Annotated in this window: 13 protein-coding genes; 5 read left to right on the top strand and 8 right to left on the bottom strand. The window is 70.6% G+C overall.

Translation table 11 applies throughout. The features are described from left to right. Window positions 1–151: 151 nt before the first annotated feature. From ASF94_RS01615 to ASF94_RS01600, 4 genes are all read right to left on the bottom strand, one after another. Complete coding sequence (locus ASF94_RS01615; protein ID WP_056660506.1) at window positions 152–1,078, bottom strand: carbohydrate kinase; 927 nt, start codon at window positions 1,076–1,078, stop codon at window positions 152–154. 28 nt (window positions 1,079–1,106) lie between these two features. Beyond that, on the bottom strand, window positions 1,107–2,351 hold the full coding sequence (locus tag ASF94_RS01610; protein WP_056660503.1) for a sugar MFS transporter: 1,245 nt from the start codon (window positions 2,349–2,351) through the stop codon (window positions 1,107–1,109). 67 nt (window positions 2,352–2,418) lie between these two features. Continuing rightward, window positions 2,419–3,945, bottom strand: coding sequence for a sucrose phosphorylase (gene gtfA, locus ASF94_RS01605; RefSeq protein ID WP_082492896.1), 1,527 nt, complete (start codon window positions 3,943–3,945; stop codon window positions 2,419–2,421). A gap of 53 nt (window positions 3,946–3,998) precedes the next feature. Beyond that, window positions 3,999–5,192, bottom strand: coding sequence for a carbohydrate porin (locus tag ASF94_RS01600; RefSeq protein ID WP_056660500.1), 1,194 nt, complete (start codon window positions 5,190–5,192; stop codon window positions 3,999–4,001). Window positions 5,193–5,372: 180 nt separating this feature from the next. Between ASF94_RS01600 and ASF94_RS01595 the strand changes: the two genes are divergently transcribed. The 3 genes from ASF94_RS01595 to ASF94_RS01585 all read left to right on the top strand — a co-directional run bounded on the left by ASF94_RS01595 (window position 5,373) and on the right by ASF94_RS01585 (window position 9,430). Continuing rightward, on the top strand, window positions 5,373–6,377 hold the full coding sequence (locus ASF94_RS01595) for a LacI family DNA-binding transcriptional regulator (RefSeq protein WP_056660497.1): 1,005 nt from the start codon (window positions 5,373–5,375) through the stop codon (window positions 6,375–6,377). A 370-nt stretch (window positions 6,378–6,747) separates the two neighbouring features. Further along, window positions 6,748–7,296 carry a type 1 glutamine amidotransferase domain-containing protein gene (locus ASF94_RS01590; protein WP_056660494.1) on the top strand — a complete coding sequence of 183 codons (549 nt, stop codon included), beginning with the start codon at window positions 6,748–6,750 and terminating at the stop codon, window positions 7,294–7,296. A gap of 151 nt (window positions 7,297–7,447) precedes the next feature. Continuing rightward, on the top strand, window positions 7,448–9,430 hold the full coding sequence (locus tag ASF94_RS01585) for an ATP-dependent DNA helicase RecQ (protein WP_056660491.1): 1,983 nt from the start codon (window positions 7,448–7,450) through the stop codon (window positions 9,428–9,430). 76 nt (window positions 9,431–9,506) lie between these two features. On the opposite strand, the gene ASF94_RS01580 is transcribed toward ASF94_RS01585, so the two are convergent. After that, window positions 9,507–13,676, bottom strand: coding sequence for a chemotaxis protein CheB (locus ASF94_RS01580; RefSeq protein ID WP_082492894.1), 4,170 nt, complete (start codon window positions 13,674–13,676; stop codon window positions 9,507–9,509). A 515-nt stretch (window positions 13,677–14,191) separates the two neighbouring features. On the opposite strand from ASF94_RS01580, the gene ASF94_RS21650 reads away from it, so the two are divergent. Then, a complete protein-coding gene (locus ASF94_RS21650; RefSeq protein WP_056660488.1) occupies window positions 14,192–16,519 on the top strand; it encodes a glycosyltransferase in 2,328 nt (775 codons plus the stop codon). Next, window positions 16,516–17,721 (top strand): UDP-galactopyranose mutase, encoded by a 1,206-nt coding sequence (locus ASF94_RS01570; protein ID WP_056660485.1) that lies wholly within the window; start codon window positions 16,516–16,518, stop codon window positions 17,719–17,721. Before ASF94_RS21650 ends, ASF94_RS01570 begins: the two co-directional genes overlap by 4 nt. A gap of 49 nt (window positions 17,722–17,770) precedes the next feature. Here the strand turns inward: ASF94_RS01570 and ASF94_RS01565 are convergent, their stop codons facing one another. Genes ASF94_RS01565 through paoC form a run of 3 tightly spaced genes read right to left on the bottom strand, consistent with a single transcriptional unit; the run spans window position 17,771 to window position 21,833 of the window. After that, window positions 17,771–18,481 (bottom strand): NTP transferase domain-containing protein, encoded by a 711-nt coding sequence (locus tag ASF94_RS01565; RefSeq protein WP_156382379.1) that lies wholly within the window; start codon window positions 18,479–18,481, stop codon window positions 17,771–17,773. After that, the gene (locus ASF94_RS01560; protein WP_056660479.1) at window positions 18,469–19,530 is read right to left on the bottom strand and encodes an XdhC family protein; all 1,062 of its coding nucleotides are present in this window, start codon (window positions 19,528–19,530) and stop codon (window positions 18,469–18,471) included. The genes ASF94_RS01565 and ASF94_RS01560 overlap by 13 nt, the downstream gene beginning before the upstream one ends. A 47-nt stretch (window positions 19,531–19,577) precedes the next feature. Further along, window positions 19,578–21,833: an aldehyde oxidoreductase molybdenum-binding subunit PaoC gene (paoC, locus tag ASF94_RS01555; protein ID WP_056660476.1), complete on the bottom strand. Its 2,256-nt coding sequence runs from the start codon at window positions 21,831–21,833 to the stop codon at window positions 19,578–19,580. Between the last annotated feature and the right edge of the window lie 3 nt (window positions 21,834–21,836).

The raw sequence follows: 21,836 nt of genomic DNA, 5'->3' as shown, positions 1-21,836 counted from the left end.
GGGCGACGCCGCACCGCGATGTCAGCCGAAGCCTACGGGTGCGGTGGGCCCGTGCACAGCGGAGTGCGGCGGCCCCTGGGCGGGGTCGGGACGCCCCCCGGCTGACCGCATCTGCAAAGGGCCGTGGCACGGCCATCGCTGCCAGGCCTGCCTACAGCAGCTCGGCCCGCCGGGGCATGTCTGCGCCCCGCCGCGAGCAGGTGATGGAAGCCGCCCGGGCAGCGAAGCGCAGCATCGCGCCGAGCTGGTGGGTGTCCAGCGCGTCCAGCGCACCCGCGTCCAGCAAACCGTGCTCGGCCAGCCAGGCGAGCAGCGCCGCCTGGAAGGTATCGCCCGCGCCCACGGTGTCCACGACGTCGACCAGCAGCGACCGGGCGGCAGCATGCCCCCGGCGGTTCCAGGCCTCGCTGCCGGTGGCGCCCCGGGTGACGACCACCAGGCGGGCGCCGGCCGCCAGCCAGCGCTCCGCCACATGGGCGGGAGACTCGTCCGGATGGAGCAGGCCCAGGTCTTCGTCGCTCACCTTGACCAGGTCGGCCAGCCCCGCCATCTGGCTGGCCACGGCCCGCCAGCGTTCCAGGTCGGGCTCGACGTTCAACCGCACGTTGGGGTCGTAGGCGATGAGCCGGCTGCCGCGCTCGGCCGCCGCCAGCGCCCGCAGCGTGGCGCCGACCGGCTCCACCACCATCGCATACGAGCCGAACTGCAGCACCCGCGCCCCGGCCGGCAGCGCCGGCAGGTCGTGCGGGTGCAGCTGGCGGTCGGCCGCGCCATGGCCGTGGAAGGCGTAGCTTGGCACGCCCGCGTGGTTCACGCTGACCACGCTGAGGGTGGTGGGCGCCGGGCTGTGCAGGACCAGCGAGGCGCCCACGCCTTCGTCGCGCAGCGTCTGCAGCAGCCGCTCGCCATACACGTCCTGCGACAGGCCCGCCAGCAGCTGCACCGGCTGGCCCAGGCGGGCCAGTCCCACGGCCATGTTGAAGGGCGATCCGCCCACGCGGGCATCGAGCAGCAGCCCGGTGGGCGTGCTGTCGCGCACGTAGACGTCCATCAGCGCTTCGCCACAGACCACGAACATGGGTGCTCCTTTCGGTGATGCACCGGCCTCAGGCGCCGGCATAGTCGCGCTCGTCGCAGCGCGCCAGGTGCTCGCGCACCGGCTGGCGCAGCCAGTTCCACAGCAGGCCGGCGAACAGCAGCACGGCGAAGCCGGCCGCCAGCGCGAAGCCGTGGCGCATGCCGCCGAAGGCGTCGGCCGCCAGGCCCATGGCGAACGGGCCGGCCGCCGCGCCCAGGCAGGAGAAGAACAGGTTCAGGCCGGCCACGGCGCCGTGCTGGGAGCGCGGCGCGCAGCTGATGCCCTTGGAATTGAGCGTGGGATAGAGCACGGACATGAAGAGACCCGAAGCGGGCAGCAGGTACACCGCCCAGGCCACGCCGCCCCAGAGCGCGCCGGCGAAGCACAGGGCAATGCACAGCGCCATGGCACAGGTCAGCAGCGACCATTCGAGCCGCTCCAGCAGCCAGCCACCCAGGAAGCGGCCGATGGCGCGCAGCGTGAAGAACACCGGCAGCGCATAGGCGGCGAGCAGGGCCGCCGGGCCCTGGTAGCCCTGCAGCAGCGTGGGCAGCCAGACGTAGATGGCGCATTCCACCGCCACATAGAGGAAGAGCGAGACCGCGAAGCCCAGCACGTAGGGCTGGCGCATGAGCGCGAAGCACTGGCCCAGGCTGGCGCCGGGCGCGGCGGTGGCCGCTGCCGTGGCGGGCCGCTGCGGATAGCGCACGCTGGCGGCGGACACCACCAGCACCAGGGCCAGCACGGCGGCGGACACGTAGAGCCACATCCAGGGCAGGCCGGCATGCAGCAGCCAGGTCACCAGGGCCGGGCCGATGATGGCGCCGATGGCGAAGAAGCCTTCCACGGTGTTCATCGTGGCGGTGTGCTCGCGGGTGGAACGGGAGATGTCGCCGATCAGCGCCAGCGCTCCGGTCTTGAAGATGCCGATGGCCACGCCCGAGAGCATGAGCAGCGCGAGGAAGAACCCGAAGCCGTCGCCCACCGCGAACAGGCCGCTGGCCGCTGCGAAGAGGGACAGGCCCAGCAGGATGGTGGCCTTGCGCCCCCAGCGGTCGGCCAGGCCGCCCAGCAGGAAGCCCGACAGCGCGATCGCCAGCATGGTGCCGTAGTGGAACGCGCTGGCGGCCGCCATGCTCAGGCCGTAGGTGCGGATCACCTCGGGCAGGATGACGCCGACGGCGTCGGTGGTCATGGCGAAGATCAGGAACATCAGGCAGGTGAGCCAGCGCAGCTGGCGGGCCTGCGCGGGCAGGGTGGAGGCGGAATGCATGGCGTTGTCTCCTGTGTGGATGGTGTTGGCGGGCGCGCCTTGCGGTGCCGGTCAGCTGGTCAGCCGGTCAGCGGGCGTCGAGGGCCACGGGCTCGGCCCGGGCCGGGGCGGGGGCCGGTCCGGCGCCGCTCACGGCCCAGCGGGCGGGACGGCCATCGGCGCCGCCCTGCTGGGTGATGACGGCGCGGCGCGCGGCCAGGTCGACGTCCAGCCGCGCGTGGGCCGCGCCGTGCGTCCAGGCCAGCGAGAGGTGGCCCGGCGCCGCCGGCAGCACCGCGAAGTCGCCCGCGAAGGCGGGGTGCGTGTTGCGCCAGGCCGCCAGTTCCAGCAGGCGGCGCACCAGCGGCGTGCGCAGGCAGGCCTGCACCTCGCCTGCCGCGTAGTGGTGGCGGTTGATGTCGCGGCCCACGTGGGTGCGCTCCAGCAGGTCCATGTCGTTCACGCCGCCCAGCAGGCCCACGTAATAGACCTGCGGTACGCCGGGCGCGAAGAACTGGATGGCGCGGGCCGCCAGATAGGCTTCGTCGTCGCGGCCCAAGGCGTCGTAGTAAGTGCAGTTGACCTGGTAGAGATCGAGGTTGGAGGCCGCGGCGCCCGTGGCCTGGCGGCTCTGGCCGCCGCTGCGGGCGTGGATGGTTTCCACCAGCGCATCGATCGCGTCGGGCTCCAGCAGGCCCGGCCGGCCGGTGGCGGCGTCGGCGCCCACGTCGATCACGCCAATGCCGTCGTGCGTATCCAGCACCGTGACGGCGTTGCGCGGGCTGATGGAAAGCCAGTGCGCCAGCGGCGCGGCGTCCGCCTGGAACAGCGCGTGCAGCACCAGCGGCGGCAGCGCGAAGTCATACACCCGGTCCACCTTCCGGGCGATCTCGATCTGCGTTTGGTAGTAGCTGTGGATCTCCACCAGCACCTCCATGCCCATGCCGCGCGCCTGCTCGCTCAGCCGGGCGATGAAGTCGAAGGTCTCGGGAATCATGAAGCAGCTGGTGCCCGCCTTCTTGATGGCATAGCCCGCCGCGTCGAGCCGGATCACGCGCACGCCGGCCTGCTGGAAGCGCTGCAGGATGGCGCTCAGGTAGGCCTGGCCCTCGGGGTGCTGCACGTCGATGTCCACCTGTTGGGGCGTGAAGGTGGTCCACAACAGGCGCTTCTCGCCGCCTTCCAGCGTCACGCCCGTCAGCGGCAGGCCGGGGCGCGGTCGGTAGATGCGCAGCAGGTCCGCTTCGGTCGCCCCGCCGGGGAACACGCTGCCGAGCGTGAGGAACATGCCCGCATAGGGCGAGGCATCGCCCCGGCGCAGGAAGTCCTGGAACTGTGGCGACGCGTCCGACACGTGGTTGACGATCAGGTCCGCCATCAGCTCGACCCGCTCGCCCAGGGCACGCACGTCGTCCCAGGTGCCCAGGCGCGGATCGACGGCGGTGTGATCGCTGGGGTCGAAGCCCGCATCCGCCCCGTCGATGGGATCGAAGAACGGCAGCACGTGCACGCCGCCGATGGCCTGCGCCAGCGGGCCCGCCAACAGGTCGGCAAGGCCAGGGAAATGGCCCGCGAGGCGGTCTGCGTAGGTGATGAGCTGGACTTGGTTTTTCATGGGAATGCGCCGTCGAGGGCAAAAAAAGGAGCGAAGGGAAGAAAAGGAGGGAGCTACAGCCAGGTTTCCAGCTGCAGGCCCACCAGCGTGACGCTGCGGGCGCCGCCGGGCATGGCCAGCGCGGAGGAGGCCGCGCCGTTCATGCGGACGTGGGTGACGAAGAGGCGAAGTTCGGGCCGGCCATGGATGCCGGGCTTGCCCGCGAGCGCGGGGGCGAAAGTGAATTTGCTCAGGTGCTGCACCGGGCCGCCGTCGCCCGTCCGGCGCTCGTTGAAGCCGGCCTCGAACAGCAGCTTGGCCCGGGGGGCGACGTCCCAGCTGAGCCGGCCGCCGGCCACCCAGCCGTCGTCGCGGTGGGCCGCACCTTCGTTGCGGCCCCGCTCCACGCCGACCAGCGCCTGCCCGCCCCAGGCGCCGAACTGGCCTTCCACGGCGTGCACCAGCCGCCTGGCCGTGCGGCCCCCCTCGCCCGCGAAGGAGCCGAATCCGTTGTCGAGCGCGCTCCGGCCCGAGGCGAACTGCAGCCAGGTGAGATGCCGCAGGCGGTACGACTCCATGTCGGCCGAGCTGCGGTGACGCAGCGAGAGCGAATGCCCATGGCGCTCGCCCGTCGCGCCCGCGCGGCCGCGCACCAGGCTGCCCTGCACGCGCAGATCGCCTTGGGCGCCTTGGGAACCCATGGGCACGGCGCTCCAGTCCACGCTGAGCCGTGAAGCGTTCACGTCGCGCTGGACGCCCTGCTCCAGCGTCTCGATGCTCTTGGCGAAGTAGGCCACCCCCAGCAGGCCGGAGCCGACCGGCAGGCCATGGATGCCCACCCCCTGGCCGGTGTCGGGCAGCAGATAGTCGGTGTCCACGATGTGCAGGTGCTCGCGGTGCCAGGCGCGCCGGCCGAACCAGATGGCGGCCTGCGGCGGCAGCGCCGGCAGGCCCTGGAGTTCGGCGAAGGCCTGTTTGAGCGTGTAGCGCGGGTGGTCGGGCGTGGGAGTGGGGTCGTAGAGCGCACCGCCCCAGACGGCCCGCAGCTTGACGCCCGAGCCCAGTTCGAAGCTGCGGCCGACCCGCGCCTCGCCATAGAAATCGCCCTCGTTGCCCAGCCGGAATTTCTGGCCGGGCAGGCCGAGGCTGTAGCCCCCGCGCCGGGCCCCCTCCACCGACGCCCGGGCAGCGCCGGTGCGCAGGTAGGCGCCGAACTCCCACTCCCCAGCGGGTTCCGCGGCCCGCGCGACGGGGGCCGCCAGTATCATCGAAGCGCTTGCTACAACCCGGAATGCGCGCGCTGCCAGAACCGTCGATCGACGTGGGCACATGGAATTCGTCTCCCCTAAATTTTTTATTGATCCACCACCTCAAAGCGCTTTGAATTTTCTCCAAAGCGCTTTGAATCCGTCTTAGTAGTTCTACTAGGACGAAACGCGCCACGCCCCATGTCCCTCAAACGGATCGCTGCCGAACTCAATCTGTCGCTGACCACCGTCAGCCGTGCCCTCAACGACTACCCCGAGGTGGCCGAGGGCACGCGCCGGCTGGTGCAGGCCGCCGCGCAGCGCATGGGCTACCAGCCCAACGCGACGGCCCGGCGGCTGGCGCTGGGCAAGGCCGACGCGGTCGGCATGGTGCTGCCCATCGTTCCGGGCCACCTCGCCAGCGACGTGCAGTTCCTGACCGTGGCGGCTGCCATGACCGAGCGGCTGGCACGCGACGGGGTGGACCTGCTGCTGGTCTCCGCTCCCGTGGACCAGGAACTGCAGGCCTACGAAAGGGCCATCGCCGCGCGGCGCGTCGATGCCTTCGTGGTCGCCCGCACCCGCGTGCAGGACGAGCGGCTGCAGTTGCTGGCCGGCCATGGCATGCCCTTCCTGGCGTATGGCCGGGCGGAGCAGAGCCGGCTGCCCGCCCATGCGTGGCTGGACTTCGACAACCATGCGGGCGGGCGGCAGGCGGCCGAACACTTCCTGGCCGGCGGCCTGCGGCGCATGGGCTACATCGGTGCCCCCGCCGGCTACAGCTTCGCAGCGCAACGGCACGCCGGGTTCGTCTCGGCCCTGCAGGCGGCCCCGGGCGCCGCGCTGCCCGAGGCCGCCGTCCGGCGCGATGCCTTCGACCCCCTGGCCGGCTATCGCGCCCTGCGGGACCTGCTGGCGCTGCCGCCAGCCGAGCGCCCCCAGGCCGTGCTGGTGGACAACGACCTGGCCGGCCAGGGCGCGCTGCAGGCGCTGAAGGAGCAAGGCCTGCAGCCGGGCCGCGACCTGGAAGTAGCCATCTACGGCGAATGGCCGGATGGCATGGCCCCGGCCGGCCTGCTCTGCGTGCGGCAGGCCAGCTCGGCCGCCACGGGCGCCGAGCTGGCCGAGATGGTGCTCGACCTGCTCCGCGGCGTGCCCCCGCAGGAACTGCAGCGCCTGCACCCGCCCGCGCTGCATCGCGCCTAGCTGGCCTTCCGGGCGACTGCGGGGCCCGCAGGGCCGCTCACCCCCCGCCGCTCCACCGCCTCGGCCACTGCCCGGCACCTGCCCAGCCCCTGCCCGGCCCCGGCACCGCCCCGCCCCCCCGGCACGCCCTGTACGCCCAGGCCGGCCGGCGCGCGGCCCATCAGCCGGTTCACGCAGCGGGGGCCGCGCATCGATGGCGACCGGCCGCCCCACCGTCCCGCAGCTTCAGCGGCGGGCGACGGCGGCGCACGCCCTTTTCCTACCGGGGGCCGGGGGCGCACGGCGCCAGGATGTGCGGCCCGGCACGGCGCCGGCCCGACCACGGCGCCGTGCCTCATCCCAACCCTCCCCACTCCAGGAATCCGAATCCATGAGCACCACCCCCACCTCCTCCCAGCCCGGCCGCCGTGTCGCCCTGCTCGTCACCGACGGCTTCGAGCAGGTCGAGCTGACCAGCCCGCGCGACGCGCTGCGCCAGGCCGGCGCCGAACCCCGCATCGTCTCGCCCAAGGACGGCAGCGTGCAGGGCTTCAACCACGACGTGAAGGCCGACACCTTCCCGGTCGATCTGCCGCTGGCCCAGGCGCGCGCCGAGGATTTCGACGTGCTGGTGCTGCCGGGCGGCGTGCTCAACGCAGACACGCTGCGCACCGACGAGCAGGCACAGGCCTTCGTGCGCGCCTTCGACGAAGCGGGCAAGCCCATCGCCGTCATCTGCCACGGCGCCTGGCTGCTGATCGATGCCGGCCTGGTGCAGGGCCGCAAGCTGACCAGCTGGCCGAGCCTGGCCACCGACCTGCGCAATGCCGGAGCCACCTGGGTCGACCAGGAGGTGGTGGTGGACGGCCGCTGGGTGAGCAGCCGCAAGCCCGACGACCTGCCGGCCTTCAATGCCAAGCTGCTGGAGTGCGTGCGCTGACGGCGCCCACCGGGGGTGCGGCGTTGTAGGGCCCCCCTTGGCGCCCGGGGACGACAGGCTGCGTAAGCACCGTCCCACGCGGGCGCCCACCCGGTGCCGGGACCATTCAGTCCATGGCTGCGCACCCTGCGGCCTTGATGCACCACCTACCATGCCTGCTTCCACAGCTGCTCGCAGCCACCGCGCGCCCCGTTCCACGACGTCGGCGCCCAAGACCCCTACCCGCCGCCCACGCATCCCCGGCCAGGCGCGCATCCAGACCGTGCTGAAGGACGTGTTCGGTCTGCGGGCGCTGCGCTCCGGGCAGCGCGAGGTGATCGAACGGGTGCTGCGCGGCGAGAACACCCTGGCGGTGATGCCCACCGGTGCCGGCAAGTCGCTGTGCTACCAGCTGCCCGCCGTGCTGATCGCCGGCCGGACCGTGGTGGTGTCGCCGCTGATCGCCCTGATGCGCGACCAGTGCGATTCCCTGCGCGAGTGCGGCGTGGCCGCAGTGCAGCTGCACAGCGCCCTATCGAGCGGCGAGACGCAGGCGGCCGAACAAGCCATTCGCGACGGCAGCGCCCGCATCATCCTCACCACGCCCGAACGGCTGGCCGATGCCGATTTCATGAACCTGCTGGCCGACAGCGGCCCCGTCGGCCTGCTGGTGGTGGACGAGGCGCATTGCATATCGCAATGGGGCCACGACTTCCGCCCCGCCTTTCTCGACATCGCCCACGCCCTGCCGCGCCTGGGCAAGCCACCCGTGCTGGCACTGACTGCCACCGCCACCGGCGCCGTGGCGCAGGACATCCGCCGCCAGCTGGGCATCGCGGCGGCTGGGCTGCTGGACACCGGCACCTACCGGCCCAACCTGCGCTTCCATGCGACGCAGGTCGCCACCGAGGCGGAAAAGCGCGACGCCCTGCTGCGCACGGTGCGCGATGCGCCCGGCTCCGGCATCGTCTACGCCGCCACCGTGAAAGCCGCCGAGGAAGTGCATGGCCTGCTGGCCGGCAAGGGCGAATCGGTGGAGCTCTACCACGGCCGCATGCCGTCCGCCGAGCGCAGCGCGGCGCAGGACCGCTTCATGCGCGGCGACACCCGCGTGATGGTGGCCACCAACGCCTTCGGCCTCGGTATCGACAAGCAGGACGTGCGATTCGTCGTGCACTACCAGATGCCCGGCGGGCTGGACGCCTACTACCAGGAGGCTGGCCGCGCCGGCCGCGATGGCCAGCCGGCCGACTGCACCCTGCTCTATCTGCGCAAGGACAAGGCCGTGCAGCAGTTCTTCCTGGCGGGCCGCTACCCCACGCTGGAAGACCTGTCGGCGCTCTACGAAGCGCTGCAGAACCCGCCGCCCGGCGACGCCACCGCCTGGGACCTGGACAGCCTGCAGCGTGTGCTCGACCGCCCGCGCGCCAAGCTGCAGGTGGCGCTGGGCTTGCTGCGCCGCCGCCGCATCGCCGTGCAGAACGCGCGGGGCCACGTGAAGCTCCAGCGCAACGGCTTGAACGAAGCCGCGCTGGGCGCCCTGGTCGAGGATTACGTGCAAAAGCGCACGCTGGACCACGACGGCTTGGAGCACATGGTGTTCTACGCGCAGACGGGCCGCTGCCGCTGGCAGGTGCTGCTGGGCACCATGAACCAGATCGAGGACGCCGAGGCCTGCGGCGTGTGCGACAACTGCGTGCGCATGGCCGAGGCGCAGGCGGCGCAGGACCGTGCCACCGAGGGCCGCCAGAGCGCCACCGTGCAGCAGATTCCGGCGCGCGCGGGAGAGGCCGTCCGGGTCTCCGCCTCCCGTCCCGGCTCGCCCACGGTGGGCCGCAGCGGCGGGGGCACCTCGGCTCCGCAACTGAGCCCGGTGGCCACCGCGACGGCCGCGAACCGCACCGGCCTTCCCACGGCCCCCCCGGCACCCACGCGCTTCGAGATCGGTGCCGTGGTGCGGGTGAAGAAATACGGCCAGGGTACGGTGGCCGCGGCAGACGGGCAATCGGTGACCGTGGCGTTCGCCGACGGCAGCCGGCGCTGTTTCCACCCGGATTTCGTGCGTCCGGCCGTCAAGCGCCGCGCCCCGCGCCGTACGGCGGCCAACGACCCGAAGCTGGAGACGGCCATGCCGCTGGCCGTGGCAACGGCCTGAGCGCCCGCCGCCCCCGCCATCGCATCGATGGGCGGGCAGTGGCGCCGCCGGGGCGATCCCGCGGCCAGCCCGGTGGTCAGACGGTGGCCGGCGGCAATTTGTTGCCCGTTCCCGCCGATGCACCGCGGCGTGCATCGTCCGTGGCTTGCGGGTGGCGCTGTCTGAATGCGGCCACCAACACGTTGTTGAGCAGATCGATGTCGACCGGCTTGCCGAGATGGGCATCGAAGCCTGCGGCCAGGGCGCGGGATCGGTCCACCTCCCGCGCCATGCCCGAGGCCGCCACCAGCGTCAGCGCCCGCGTGGTCGGGTCCGCCCGCAGCTGCTGCGCAAGCCAGTAGCCATCCCGCCCCGGCATGGCGATGTCGGAGATCACGGCGTCGAAAGCACCGGCATGCGCCTGCGCCAGGGCTTCCTCGGCGCCGGTACAGAGCCGTACCTGCGCGCCCTCGCCCTCCAGCAGCGCACCGAACGCGTTCAACAGGTCGGGCTCGTCGTCCACCACCAACAGGCGCAGGCCGTCCAGGCTGCACGGGGGCTGCGCCCCTTCGACGTCTTCCGATGCGGCCAGACACAGGGGTAGCCAGACGGTGAAGCACGCCCCCCGCCCTTGTCCTTCCGAGTGGGCGGCCACGCGCCCGCCGTGCAGTTCGACCAACTGGCGGACCAGGGCGAGCCCGATGCCCAGGCCTCCGCTGCGCCGGCTGGCACCGGAATCGACCTGCCGGAACATCTCGAAGATCCCCGCCAGATCGGCCGGGTGCAGCCCGATGCCCGAATCCGCCACGGTCAGCACGGCCATGCCCGCCTCCACGGTCAAGGCGGCATGGACGCTGCCACCGCTGGGGGTGAACTTGACCGCGTTGGTCATCAGGTTCCACACCACCTGCTCGATGCGCACCGGGTCGGCGTAGAGCCTGGCCGGCACCGCGTCGACGTTGATCGTCAGTTGCTTGGCCTGCGCGTTGCTGACCAGTGCGTCGACGATGCCGCGGAGCGTGTCCGCCACATCGAACACGCTCGGTGCGAGCACCAGCTTGCCCATGTTGGCACGCGAAAGCTCCAGCAGGTCGTTGATGATCTGCAGCTGGCTGGCCACTGCCCCCTGGATCGCCCGGGCAGCCCGCAGCGCCCGGCTTTCGCCCTGCAGGGTGGGCAGACGCGAGAGCAGCTGCGCGTTCATCTGGATGACAGACAGCGGGTTCTTCAGTTCGTGCGACACCACCGCGAGGAATTCGTCCTTCATCACGCCCGCCTCGTGCAGCCGGTGGGTGGTGGCGCGCTCCGTTTCCAGCGCCGCGTCCCGCTGCCGCTCGCGAAACTCCTCCTGCGTGAAATTGCGGCAGATCTTCGCGAAGCCGATGACACCTCCCTCGCCCAGCGGGGTCGTGATGCCGCTGCAGAAGATGCGTTCCCCGTTCTTGCGGACGTGCCACTGGTTGTCATCCGCCCGGCCGGTATCCCGCGCCTTCTGCAGTTCCATCCGGGGCTTGCCCGCGGCACGGTCGCTCGCCTCGAAGAGGATGTCGAACGGCTGGCCGACGGCTTCCTCCAGGCTGTGGCCGAAGATCTTTTCCGCGCCCGGGCTCCATGTGGCGATGACGCCTTTCTCATCCATGGTGATGATGGCGTAGTCGCGCATGCTTTCGGCCACCAGCCGCATGCGCTGCTCGCTCAGCCGCAGCTTCTCCTCGATCATGCGGCGCGACGTGATGTCGAAGAACGCGAGCACCGCCCCCTCGATGCGGTCCTCGCTGGTGCGATAGGGCACGACCCGGGCGAGAAACCAGCGGTGGTCCAGGCTGCGCACCTCCCGCTCGATGCGCCTGAGGTCGCGCAGCACGTCGGCGACATCGCTGGCCAGCTCGTCGTATTGAAGCCGGTGGGTGATGTCGAGCAGTGGGCGGCCCGTGTCGGTGGGCAGCAGGTTGAAGAGCGTCGCCGCCTGCGGCGTGAAGCGCTTGAGCTTCATCTCCCGGTCCACGAACACGGTGCCGATCTCGGCGGAATTCATCAGGTTCTGCAGGTCGTCGCTGAGCTTGGAGCTGTCCTCCATCCGCAGGGTCAGCTCCGAATTGACGGTGGTCAGCTCCTCGTTCACCGCCTGCAGTTCCTCCCGGCTGGTTTCCAGCTCCTCGGTCGTGGAGCGAAGCTCCTCGTTGATGGTCTGCAGTTCCTCGTTGGAGGCACGCAACTCCTCGGTGGACGCCGTCGATTCGCCCAGCATGTTGCGCAGCCGCTCCTGCGTGAGCAGCAGCTCCGACTCCAGCGACTCGATGACCGGGTCGCGCCCATCCATTCCTTCGGCGGGCAGACCCATGCTCTCGCGGGCTTCGTCGAACACCACCAGCATCAAGCCCTTGGGAGTCTCGTCCACCGCGGGCCGCACGGTCATCACGACGGTGGAAGGCACGCCGTTGATGGTTAACCGCACGCTGGGCGAAGCCACGGTGAAGCCGGTTTCGGCCGCCCGGCTGAGAGCCGCGCGCAGCTCGGCCCGCAATTCGGGCCGGGCCAGCGCCAGCAGCTTGTTGGACGGCACGCCTTCCGGCAACCGCAGCAGGTGCGAGGCGCGATGGCTCACGTGCAGCACGGTGTCGTCGGCATCGACCAGCACCGTGGGCGGAGAGTAATTGCGCACGATGCGTTCGTGCAGCAGCTCCAGCGGAGGCTTGGGCGGCGAAGCGCTGGCCGTGCGCGGTGGCGGCACCGGCAGGTCCGCGATGCGGCTCGGCAGGGGGGGCAACGGGCGGGCGCGCTGTGTCTGGCGGCTGGCGCGGTAGATGCGGTGGGTCTTGTCCACCTCGTCGAACAGCGTGTCCGCCACGTCGGCCGTTTCCGAGCTGCCGAGGAACAGCAGGCCGCCCGCCTTCAAGGAGAAATGGAAGCTCTGCAGCACCTGCAGCTGCGCGACCCGGTCGAGATAGATCAGCAGGTTGCGGCAGCAGATGAGATCCATGCGGGTGAAGGGCGGGTCGCTCAGCACGTTGTGAACGGAGAAGACCACCGTATCGCGAACGCTCTTGGCGATGCGCAGCCCTCCTGCTTCCGTCAGGAAGAAGTCGCGCAGGCGTTCGGGCTCCACGTCGCCACCGATGGAGGCCGGGAACACGCCGGTGCGAGCGGCAGCCACCGCCCGCTCGTCGATGTCCGACGCGAAGAGCTGCACCGGCACGCCGTGTGCGCCCAGTACCTCGCGCAGCAGGATGGCGATGGAGTAGGCCTCCTCGCCCGAGGCACAGCCAGCGACCCAGGCGCGGAAGGGCTCGTTGGCCTGGCGCTCCCGCAGGAACTGCTGGATCGATCGCTTCAGCAGGTCGAAGGCGTCCGGGTCGCGGAAAAAATTGGTCACGCTGATGAGCATGTCCTGCAGCAAGGCCGGCGTCTCGCGCGGCTCGGAATCGAGCAGGCGGCGATAGCTGGGCAGGTCCGGCATGCCGTTGACCTGCATGCGCCGTTCGATGCGGCGCAGCACCGTGCCCCGCTTGTAGTGGGAAAAGTCATGGCCGGTGCGTTCGCGCAGCAGCGCCTTGATGGACAACAACGCCTCTTCGGCCAGCACGGCGGCTTCGCCCCTGGACTGCAGCACGTCGAGCTCATCGGGCGGGCTGGGCATTTCGATCCGTCGGGCGTTCTGCAGCAGCTGCACCAGCTTGCCAGGCATCTCCTCTACCGGCATCACGAAATCCACAGCCTGGGTCTGGATGGCGGATCGCGGCATGCCGTCGTATTCGGCATCCTCCAGGCTCTGCACCATTGTCAAGCCGCCGGCCTCCTTGATGCGGCGCAGCCCTTGCGCACCGTCGCTGCCGGTGCCCGAAAGCACGATGCCGACGGCGTGTTCGGCATGCGCCTGCGCCAGGCTGCGAAAGAACAGGTCGACGGATCGGCGCCGGCCTTCGAGCGTGGTCAAAGGATAGACCTGCAACTCGCCATCGCTCATCACCAGCCGCAGGGCCGGCGAAATCACGTACACGTGGTCGATGGCGATGCGAGTGGTCTGGGTCACGGTCGTCACCGGCAGCTTGCCCACCCGGCTCAGGATCGAGCCCAGCGCGCTTTCGTGCTCCGGGCTCAGATGCATCACGACCACCATGGCGAGCCCCGGCTCGGCAGGCAGTTCCGCCAGCAGCCGGCGCAAGGCTTCGAGGCCGCCTGCGGAAGCACCGATGCCCACTATCGGGAAGGCAAGGTGGCTTTTGGCAATGACCCGTGCGCTGAGGGCGGCTGAGGTGTCTTGTTGCATGATTTTTGTTCTGTTGGACGGACGGTGTCGTTACTGCATGCTGCCAAGGGATCTCGGCGGAAACCGGGGCACGCCACTTCCTCGCGGCGGTCGATTACCGGCGGTTTAGCTTTTCGGCCGTGCGGCCCATCCACAGGGGGTCTGGGTGGCATGCCTCATCCTCACTGCCTCCGGGCCCACACCGCCACCCGAGCCTGCATGCGGCCCCTCTGGCCGGGGTAGGAGAAGGCGCCGTCAACATTTGCATACCACCCTACAGCCGCAGGAGCGCCATGCAGCGCCCCTTCCTAGGCCGAGGCGGGCTGTTTCCCTACACGCCAGAGTGGCGCGGGGCGCAGGCTGATTCTCAGACAGCGCCGTGCCGCCTGTCGGAACCTCCCCACCCGTCCGCTCTATCGATCTTGACCCCCGACATGCCCGTGCTACGCCGCGCAACTTCCTCGCCGGCGACCAGCCTGCCGCACCGGCATATCCCCCCCGGTTTCCACGAAGCGAGCCCTTTCCAGGATTTCTGGATGGGCGGCTACGAAGGCGCCGACCACGTGAACGGCTGGGGCATGCCGCTGGATGCGAACGTGCGCAACGGACACGGCGCGCGGCTGGTAGAGGACTATGCCGCGCTCGGCCCGCTGGGTATCCGCGTCGTGCGGGAAAGCATCGGCTGGCGATTGATCGACCGGGCGGGCGACGAAGGGTTCCGGGCGCTGGCCCGGCAGGCCCATCTGGCCGCAGCCCATGGCCTCCAGGTGGTCTGGACGCTGATGCACTACGGCTGGCCCGACCGGCTCGACCCATTCGAGCGGCCCGATGAGTTCGTCGACGCCTTCGCGGCGTATTGCCGCCGCGTGGCCGAGACGGTGCAGGGCATTCCCGGCCCAGCTCCGGTGTACCAGCCGGTGAACGAGATTTCCTTCCTGGCCTGGGCGGCCACCCGGACCGGCCTCATCTGGCCCCACGCCCCGAGTGCGGACCCGCATCGGGGCCAGGCTTTCAAGCGCGTGCTGGTGCGCGCGGCGCTGCGCGGTGCCGACGCGGTGTGGAGCGTGGCGCCCCTCGCCCGGCTGCTGCACACCGACCCGGTGATGCATGTGGAGCCGCCGTGCGGCGCAGGCCCCGGCGCCTGCGCCGATGCAGCGCAAGAGCATGCCGGCCAGTTCGAGGCCTGGGACATGCTGTGCGGCCGCGCGGCGCCGGAGCTGGGCGGCGCGCCGCGCTACCTCGACCTGATCGGCTTGAACTACTACCACAACAACCAGTGGGAACACGGCAGCCACGCGCGGCTGCACTGGCACCTGAACGACACCCGCAGGCGCCGGCCCTCGCAGCTGATCGCCGACGTATGGCAACGGTACCGCCGGCCGCTCTGCCTGTCGGAGACGGGCCACGTCGGCGTGGGTCGCAGCGACTGGCTGGATCACATCGCAGCGGAGGCCGTCGCCTGCAGGGCGCGCGGCATTCCGCTGCTGGGCATGTGCCTGTACCCGCTCATCGACCGCCCCGACTGGCAGGAGCCGCAGCACTGGCACCACAGCGGTCTCTGGGACCTGCCGGACGCCCCGTCGGGCGGGCTGGACCGGCGCCTCTGCGCCCCCTATGCCGACCGGCTCCGGCATTGGCAGCACACCCTGCCCGCACCCGACTCCCACAGCGCTTTCCTTCACCCCTCACCGGAGACTCCCATGACCCATCTGATCGTTTTCTCGCATCTCCGTTGGGACTTCGTCTATCAGCGCCCACAGCAGCTGCTTTCGCGCCTGGCGGCCCGGCACCCCGTGCTGTTCGTCGAAGAACCCATGCCTGGCGCCGACCGGCCCTGGCTGGAACGCTACAGCCCCTGCGCCGGCGTGGAGGTGCTGCGCATGCACATGCCCGGCACCGCCCACGGCTTCGACGCACAGCACATGGACGGCATGCGCACGCTGCTGCTCGGCCACCTGCTGGAGCACGACATCCATGACTACGTGCTCTGGTTCTACACCCCCATGGCCCTGCCCCTGGCAGAGGAGCTGACGCCGCGCGGGTCCGTGTACGACTGCATGGATGAGCTCTCGGCGTTCGACTTCGCCCCCAAAGAGCTGCTTGCGCGGGAAGAAGCCCTGCTGCGTTCCGTCGACCTGGTCTTCACCGGCGGCCGCAGCCTCTACGAATCCAAACGCGGCCGGCATGCCGACGTGCATTGCTTTCCGAGCAGTGTCGATCACGCGCACTTCGGCCAGACCGGGGTGCCGGACCATCCCGACCAGGCGGGCATGGCGCGCCCACGTCTGGGCTACTACGGCGTGATCGACGAGCGGCTCGACCTGGCCTTGATGGCCGCCGCCGCCGACGCGCACCCCGACTGGCAGTGGGTGATGGTCGGCCCGGTGGTGAAGATCGACCCCGCCAGCCTGCCCCAGCGGCCCAACCTGCACTGGATGGGCCAGCGCCGCTACGACGAGCTGCCCGCGTTCCTGTCGGGCTGGGACGTGTGCCTCATGCCCTTCGCGCTCAATGCCTCCACCCGCTTCATCAGTCCGACGAAGACGCTCGAGTATCTGGCTGCCGGCAAGCCCGCGGTGAGCACCGACATCCACGACGTGCGCCAGCACTATGCAGGCGTGGTGCCCATCGCGCAGTCCCATGCCGAGTTCGTCGCCGCCTGCGAGCGCATCCTGGGCTGGGGCGACCAGGAGCGGGCCGACTTCCAGCGCAAGGCCCGGGCGAAGGTGGCCGCCACCTCGTGGGACCTGACGGCCGCCGCCATGCAGCGGCTGCTGGAGCGCTTCGACGACGCCGCCGGAGCAATGGACCACCTACGCGCGCCGCAGGCCGCCCCCGCCGAAGAAACGGCTTCCGCCACATGAGCACTCTGTCCCACCCCGCCCCTGCCGCCGACGCCCGCCCGGCGGATGCGCGCAGGCAGCGCATCGCCATCGTCGGTGCCGGATTCTCCGGCGCCGTGCTCGCCCAGGAACTGGGTCGCGCCGGCCATGAAGTGGACGTCTTCGACACGCGCCCCCATGTCGGCGGCAACTGCCACACCGCCCGCGACGACGCCACCGGCGTGATGCTGCACACCTATGGCCCGCACATCTTCCACACCAGCAACCAGGTCGTATGGGACTACATCCGCCGGTTCGGCGAGTTCATGCCCTTCGTCAACCGGGTGAAGGCCCTCACCGGCGGCCGGGTGTTTTCCCTGCCGCTCAACCTGCTGACCATCAACCAGTTCTTCGGCAAGACCTTTTCGCCACGCGAAGCCGAAGCGTTCTTCGCGCAGATCGGGGAGCCCGGCGAGGGCGAGCCGCAGAACTTCGAGGAGCAGGCGCTGCGCTTGATGGGGCGCGCGCTCTATGACGCCTTCTTCGCGGGCTACACCACCAAGCAGTGGGGCATGCCGCCCTCGGCCCTGCCGGCCAGCATCCTGAAGCGGCTGCCGGTGCGGTTCAACTACGACGACAACTACTACGCCAGCCACTACCAGGGCATACCGCGGGACGGCTACACCGCCATCGTGCAGAACCTGCTCGATCTGCCGACCGTGTCGGTGCATCTGGAAACGCCCTTCCACCGATCGGACGCGCCGCGCTACGACCACGTCTTCTGCAGCGGGCCCATCGACGCCTGGTTCGGTTACGACGAGGGGCGCCTGGGGTACCGCACGCTGGACTTCGTGCGGGAAGACCATGGCGGCGACTACCAGGGCAACGCCGTCATCAACTACTGCGACCCCTCGGTGCCCTGGACGCGGATCTCGGAACACAAGCACTTCGCGCCGTGGGAGCAGCATGCGGACACCGTGGTCTTCAAGGAATACAGCCGCCTGTGCGAAGGCACGGACACACCCTACTACCCCATCCGCCTGGTCAAGGAAAAGTCCTTGCTGGCCCGGTACGTGGAGCGCGCGCGGCAGGAGCGTGGCGTGACCTTCGTCGGCCGGCTCGGCACCTACCGCTACATCGACATGCACGTCACCATCGCGGAAGCCCTGGACACGGCGCAGCGTTTCCAGGAACGGCTGTCCGCCGGCGCCGCGATGGAGAGCTTCGTCGTGGAACCGCTGTGAGGCGGTGAGGCGTTGAGATGGGTGCGGTGGGTGCCTGCGCCTTCAAGGCTCAGCCGCTCTGCGGCTGCCGCGGCGGGGCAGCAGGGCCCGGCGGCGCGAAGGCGGCCCGGACCCGCGCCAGGTCCTCGGGCGTGTCGATGTCGGTGACGTAAGCCGCGTCGGCACACGGCCAGCGCCACAGGCTGGCCGCGTGGGCGGCCATCCAGTCGCGCACGCCCGCCGAGGGGGGCTGCGCACGGATGGCGCTCACCGCCTGCCACGACAGCACCACCGGGTGGCCGGGCGCGCCGTCCACGGTGGGTATCAGCGCATCGACAGGGGCCGGCCGGTGCTGCCAGGCGGCCAGCAGCGACCGCACATGCGACGCGGTGAGCAGCGGCAGGTCTGCCACCACCAGCATGAGGTCGCGGCCCGCGTGGGACGACACATGGTCCTCGATCGCCAGCCGCTGCGAATCCGGCAGGGTCGGCTCCGCCAGCGTGTGCAGCAGCGGGCGAGCCCGGCAACGGTCCGCCAGCGGCATCAACGCGTCCCGATAGGGCCCCAGCACCAGGCTGACGTGTTCGCATCCCGCAGACCGAAACGCCGCCGTCAGCCGCTCCAGGACGCTGATCCCGCCCAGCGCCAGCGCGGGCTTGGCGCAGTTCCCCATGCGGCGGCCGAGGCCGGCTGCCAGCACGCCGACGCAAGGCGCGGCATCCGGGGGGTGGGCAACGGGCGGCTGGGGCGCTGCGGCCGCGCCAGGGCTCAGAGCGCGCACGTCGGCGCCAGCAGGCCGGTCGCCGACGCCGCGCCGGCGCCCTCTTCTTCCTGCAGCCGCTTGGCGGTGGCGACCTGCGCCTGTTGCGGCACGAGCACGCCGTTCTTGGCCGCCACCACCTCCGCCATGATCGACAGCGCGATCTCGGCCGGCGTCTTGCTGCCGATGTAGAGGCCGGCCGGCGAATGCAGCGCGGCCAGGTCGGCGGCCGTGAGGCCGAAGTGTTCCTGCAGCCGCTCCGACCGCGTGGCGGCATTGCGCCGCGAGCCGATCGCGCCCACGTAGAAGGCCTTGGACTGCAGTGCGTCGATCAGCGCCAGGTCGTCGAGCTTGGGGTCGTGCGTCAGCGCCACCACCGCCGTGCGGGCGTCGGGCTGCAGGCGCAGGATCAGGTCGTCCGGCATTTCGTGGCTGACTTCCACGCCTGGCACGCACCAGGTGGCGCGGTGCTCGGCGCGGGGGTCGCACACGATGGCCTCGAAGCCCAGGCCCAGCGCGATCTGGCACAGGAAGGCCGACAGGTCGCCGGCACCGATCACGATGATGCGGGCGCGCGGGCCGAAACTGCTGCGCAGGCGCGCGCCTTCCAGCAGGGGCACGCCGTCGCGTCCGCCAGGCCGCAGCCGCACCTGGCCGGTGGCCAGGTCGAGCACGCGCTCCGTCGCCTGGCGGCGCAGGCAGGCGTCCAGGAGGTCGTCCAGCCGGCTGTGCGCCGACAGCGGCTCCACCACCAGTTCGATGGTGCCGCCACAGGGCAGCCCGAAGCGGTGGGCCTGGTCGGCGGAAATGCCGTAGCGCAGCACGGCGGGCAGCCCTCCCGCGCAGACGGTGGCCAGCCCGCCCTCGCGGATGTGCGCTATCAGGTCGTCCTCGATGCAGCCGCCGGAGACCGAACCGACCGTCTCGCCTTGCGCATTGATCGCCATCAGCGAACCCGGAGGCCTGGGCGCAGACCCCCAGGTGCGCACCACCGTCACCAGCGCGGCCGGCGTGCCGGCCGCCACCCATGCGCTCGCGGTGCGCAGTACCCGGCTGTCCAGGTCATCCATGGCAGTGTCTTTCTACGGCATTCATGCGGTGGGTGTGCAAGGGGGTATCAGGCCGCGAGCGGCAGGCCTTCGATCAGCTTGTCGAGCGTGACAGGATAGTCGCGCACGCGCACGCCGGTGGCGTTGTAGATCGCATTGGCCAGGGCCGCGCTCACACCGCAGATGCCCAACTCGCCCACGCCCTTGGCCTTCAACGGCGAAGCCAGCGGGTCCACTTCGTCCAGGAAGATCACCTCCTGGTGCGGAATGTCGGCATGCACCGGCACTTCGTAGCCCGCCAGGTCGTGGTTGACGAAGAAGCCCCGGCGCGTGTCCACCGCCAGTTCCTCCATCAGCGCACTGCCCACGCCCATGGTCATCGCGCCGATCACCTGGCTGCGGGCCGACTTCGGATTGAGGATGCGCCCGGCCGCGCAGACTGCCAACATGCGGCGCACGCGCACCTCCGCCGTGAAGGCGTCCACGGCCACTTCGACGAAGTGGGCGCCGAAGGTGGATTGCTGCGTCTTCTTGGTGCTGTCGCCGAACTCGATGCTGTCTTCGGCCGTCAGATCGGCACCGCGCGCCGCGTCGGCCAGGGGCATGCTGCGGCCACCGGCCAGAACCTGGCCGCCTTCGAAGCGGGCGCTGGCGGCATCGAGGCCCAGCTTCTGGGCAACGGCTTCCCGCAGCTTGACGCAGGCGGCATAGACGCCCGAGGTGGAGCTGGCGGCGCCCCATTGCCCGCCAGAACCCGCGGACACCGGGAACTTGGAGTCGCCCAGGCGCACCACCACGCGGTTGAGCGGCACACCCATCATTTCCGCAGCGGTCTGCGCGATGATGGTGTAGCTGCCGGTGCCGATGTCGGTCATGTCGGTCTCGACCGTGACCACGCCGCGCCCGTCGAGCCGCACGCGGGCGCCGGATTTCATCACCGGGGCGCCGCGGTAGGCCGACGCCACGCCCAGCCCCACCAGCCAGCGGCCGTCTCGGGTCTGGGCAGGCTGGGCGCTGCGCTTGTTCCAGCCGAAGCGTTCCGCGCCCAGGCGCAGGCACTGCACCAGTTCGCGCTGGGAGAAGCGCTTTTCCGGGCGCTTGCCGCCCTCTTCCTTGTCGCCGGAAGAGGACTTCTCGCCGGTCGTGTCGGGCACGACCTGCGTGTCGTTGCGAATGCGCAGCTCCACCGGGTCCATGCCCAGTTTTTCGGCCAGCTCGTCCATGGCCACTTCCAGCGCCATGTGGCCGGTGGCTTCGCCCGGCGCGCGCATCGCGTTGCCTTCGGGCAGGTGCAGCTCGGCCAGCCGGGTGGCGGTCATGCGGTGGGCACCGGCGTAGAGGCGCCGGGTCTGGTCCACCGCTGCGTCGGCCTGGCCCTTGGGCAGGTCGCCCGACCAGGATTCATGGCCGATGGCGAGGATCTTGCCTTCCTTGTCCGCACCGATGCGCACGCGCTGGATGGTCGCCGGCCGATGGGTGGTGTTGTTGAACATCAGCGGACGCTGCAGCGTCACCTTCACGGGCCGCTTGGCCGCACGGGCGCCCAGCGCCGCCATCAGCGCATCGGCGCGCAGGAACAGCTTGCCGCCGAAACCGCCGCCGATGAAGGGCGACACCAGCCGCACCTTGTCCTTGGGAATACCGAGCGTCTTGGCCAGCTCGCCCTGGCCCCAGGCGATCATCTGGTTGGAGGTCCACACCGTGAGCTCGTCGCCCTTCCAGGCAGCGATGGTGGCGTGCGGCTCCATCATGGCGTGCGACTGGTCGGGGGTGGTGTAGGTGGCGTCAACCTGCACCGGGGCGGCAGCGAAGGCACCAGCGAAGTCGCCCACGGCGGTATCGGGCGCGTCGCCGTTGATGTCGCTGGGCTTGGTGGCCGAGTCCTTGGCCTTGGCCAGGTCGTAGTTGCCGGCCGCCGTTTCATAGTCGACGCGCAGCAGCTGCGCTGCGGCGCGGGCCTGCTCGAAGCTTTCGGCCACCACCAGCGCCACGGCCTGGTGGTAGTGGTCCACCTGCGGTCCGGCCAGCAGCGGGGCGGTGTTCATCTTGCCCTGCCCCAGCTTGCCGGCGGTTTCGGCCGTCACGATGGCGATCACACCGGGCGCCTTGCGGGCCTCGGCCCCGTCGATGCTGCGGATGCGGCCCTTGGCGATGGCGGAACCCACGATGTAGCCGTAGGCCGGGTTGGACACCACGTCGTGCCGTTCATAGGCATAGGGCGCGGTGCCGGTGGTCTTGAGCAGGCCGTCGATGCGGTCCACCGGCTGGCCGACGACCTTCAGCTGGTCGATCGGATTGGTGGTTGCGGGGGTATCGAATTTCATGGA

The organism is Acidovorax sp. Leaf160 (assembly GCF_001424265.1).
GTDB lineage: Bacteria > Pseudomonadota > Gammaproteobacteria > Burkholderiales > Burkholderiaceae_C > Paracidovorax.
Note: the sequence above shows the minus strand (reverse complement) of the source record. Positions and strands in the feature narration are given on the sequence as shown.

Excerpts from the sequence above, each read along its gene's own strand:
- ASF94_RS01615 (WP_056660506.1), bottom strand. The coding sequence starts at position 1,078 with ATGTTCGTGGTCTGTGGCGAAGCGCTGATGGACGTCTACGTGCGCGAC.
- ASF94_RS01610 (WP_056660503.1), bottom strand. The coding sequence starts at position 2,351 with ATGCATTCCGCCTCCACCCTGCCCGCGCAGGCCCGCCAGCTGCGCTGG.
- gtfA (WP_082492896.1), bottom strand. The coding sequence starts at position 3,945 with ATGAAAAACCAAGTCCAGCTCATCACCTACGCAGACCGCCTCGCGGGC.
- ASF94_RS01600 (WP_056660500.1), bottom strand. The coding sequence starts at position 5,192 with ATGATACTGGCGGCCCCCGTCGCGCGGGCCGCGGAACCCGCTGGGGAG.
- ASF94_RS01595 (WP_056660497.1), top strand. The coding sequence starts at position 5,373 with ATGTCCCTCAAACGGATCGCTGCCGAACTCAATCTGTCGCTGACCACC.
- ASF94_RS01590 (WP_056660494.1), top strand. The coding sequence starts at position 6,748 with ATGAGCACCACCCCCACCTCCTCCCAGCCCGGCCGCCGTGTCGCCCTG.
- ASF94_RS01585 (WP_056660491.1), top strand. The coding sequence starts at position 7,448 with ATGCCTGCTTCCACAGCTGCTCGCAGCCACCGCGCGCCCCGTTCCACG.
- ASF94_RS01580 (WP_082492894.1), bottom strand. The coding sequence starts at position 13,676 with ATGCAACAAGACACCTCAGCCGCCCTCAGCGCACGGGTCATTGCCAAA.
- ASF94_RS21650 (WP_056660488.1), top strand. The coding sequence starts at position 14,192 with ATGGGCGGCTACGAAGGCGCCGACCACGTGAACGGCTGGGGCATGCCG.
- ASF94_RS01570 (WP_056660485.1), top strand. The coding sequence starts at position 16,516 with ATGAGCACTCTGTCCCACCCCGCCCCTGCCGCCGACGCCCGCCCGGCG.
- ASF94_RS01560 (WP_056660479.1), bottom strand. The coding sequence starts at position 19,530 with ATGGATGACCTGGACAGCCGGGTACTGCGCACCGCGAGCGCATGGGTG.
- paoC (WP_056660476.1), bottom strand. The coding sequence starts at position 21,833 with ATGAAATTCGATACCCCCGCAACCACCAATCCGATCGACCAGCTGAAG.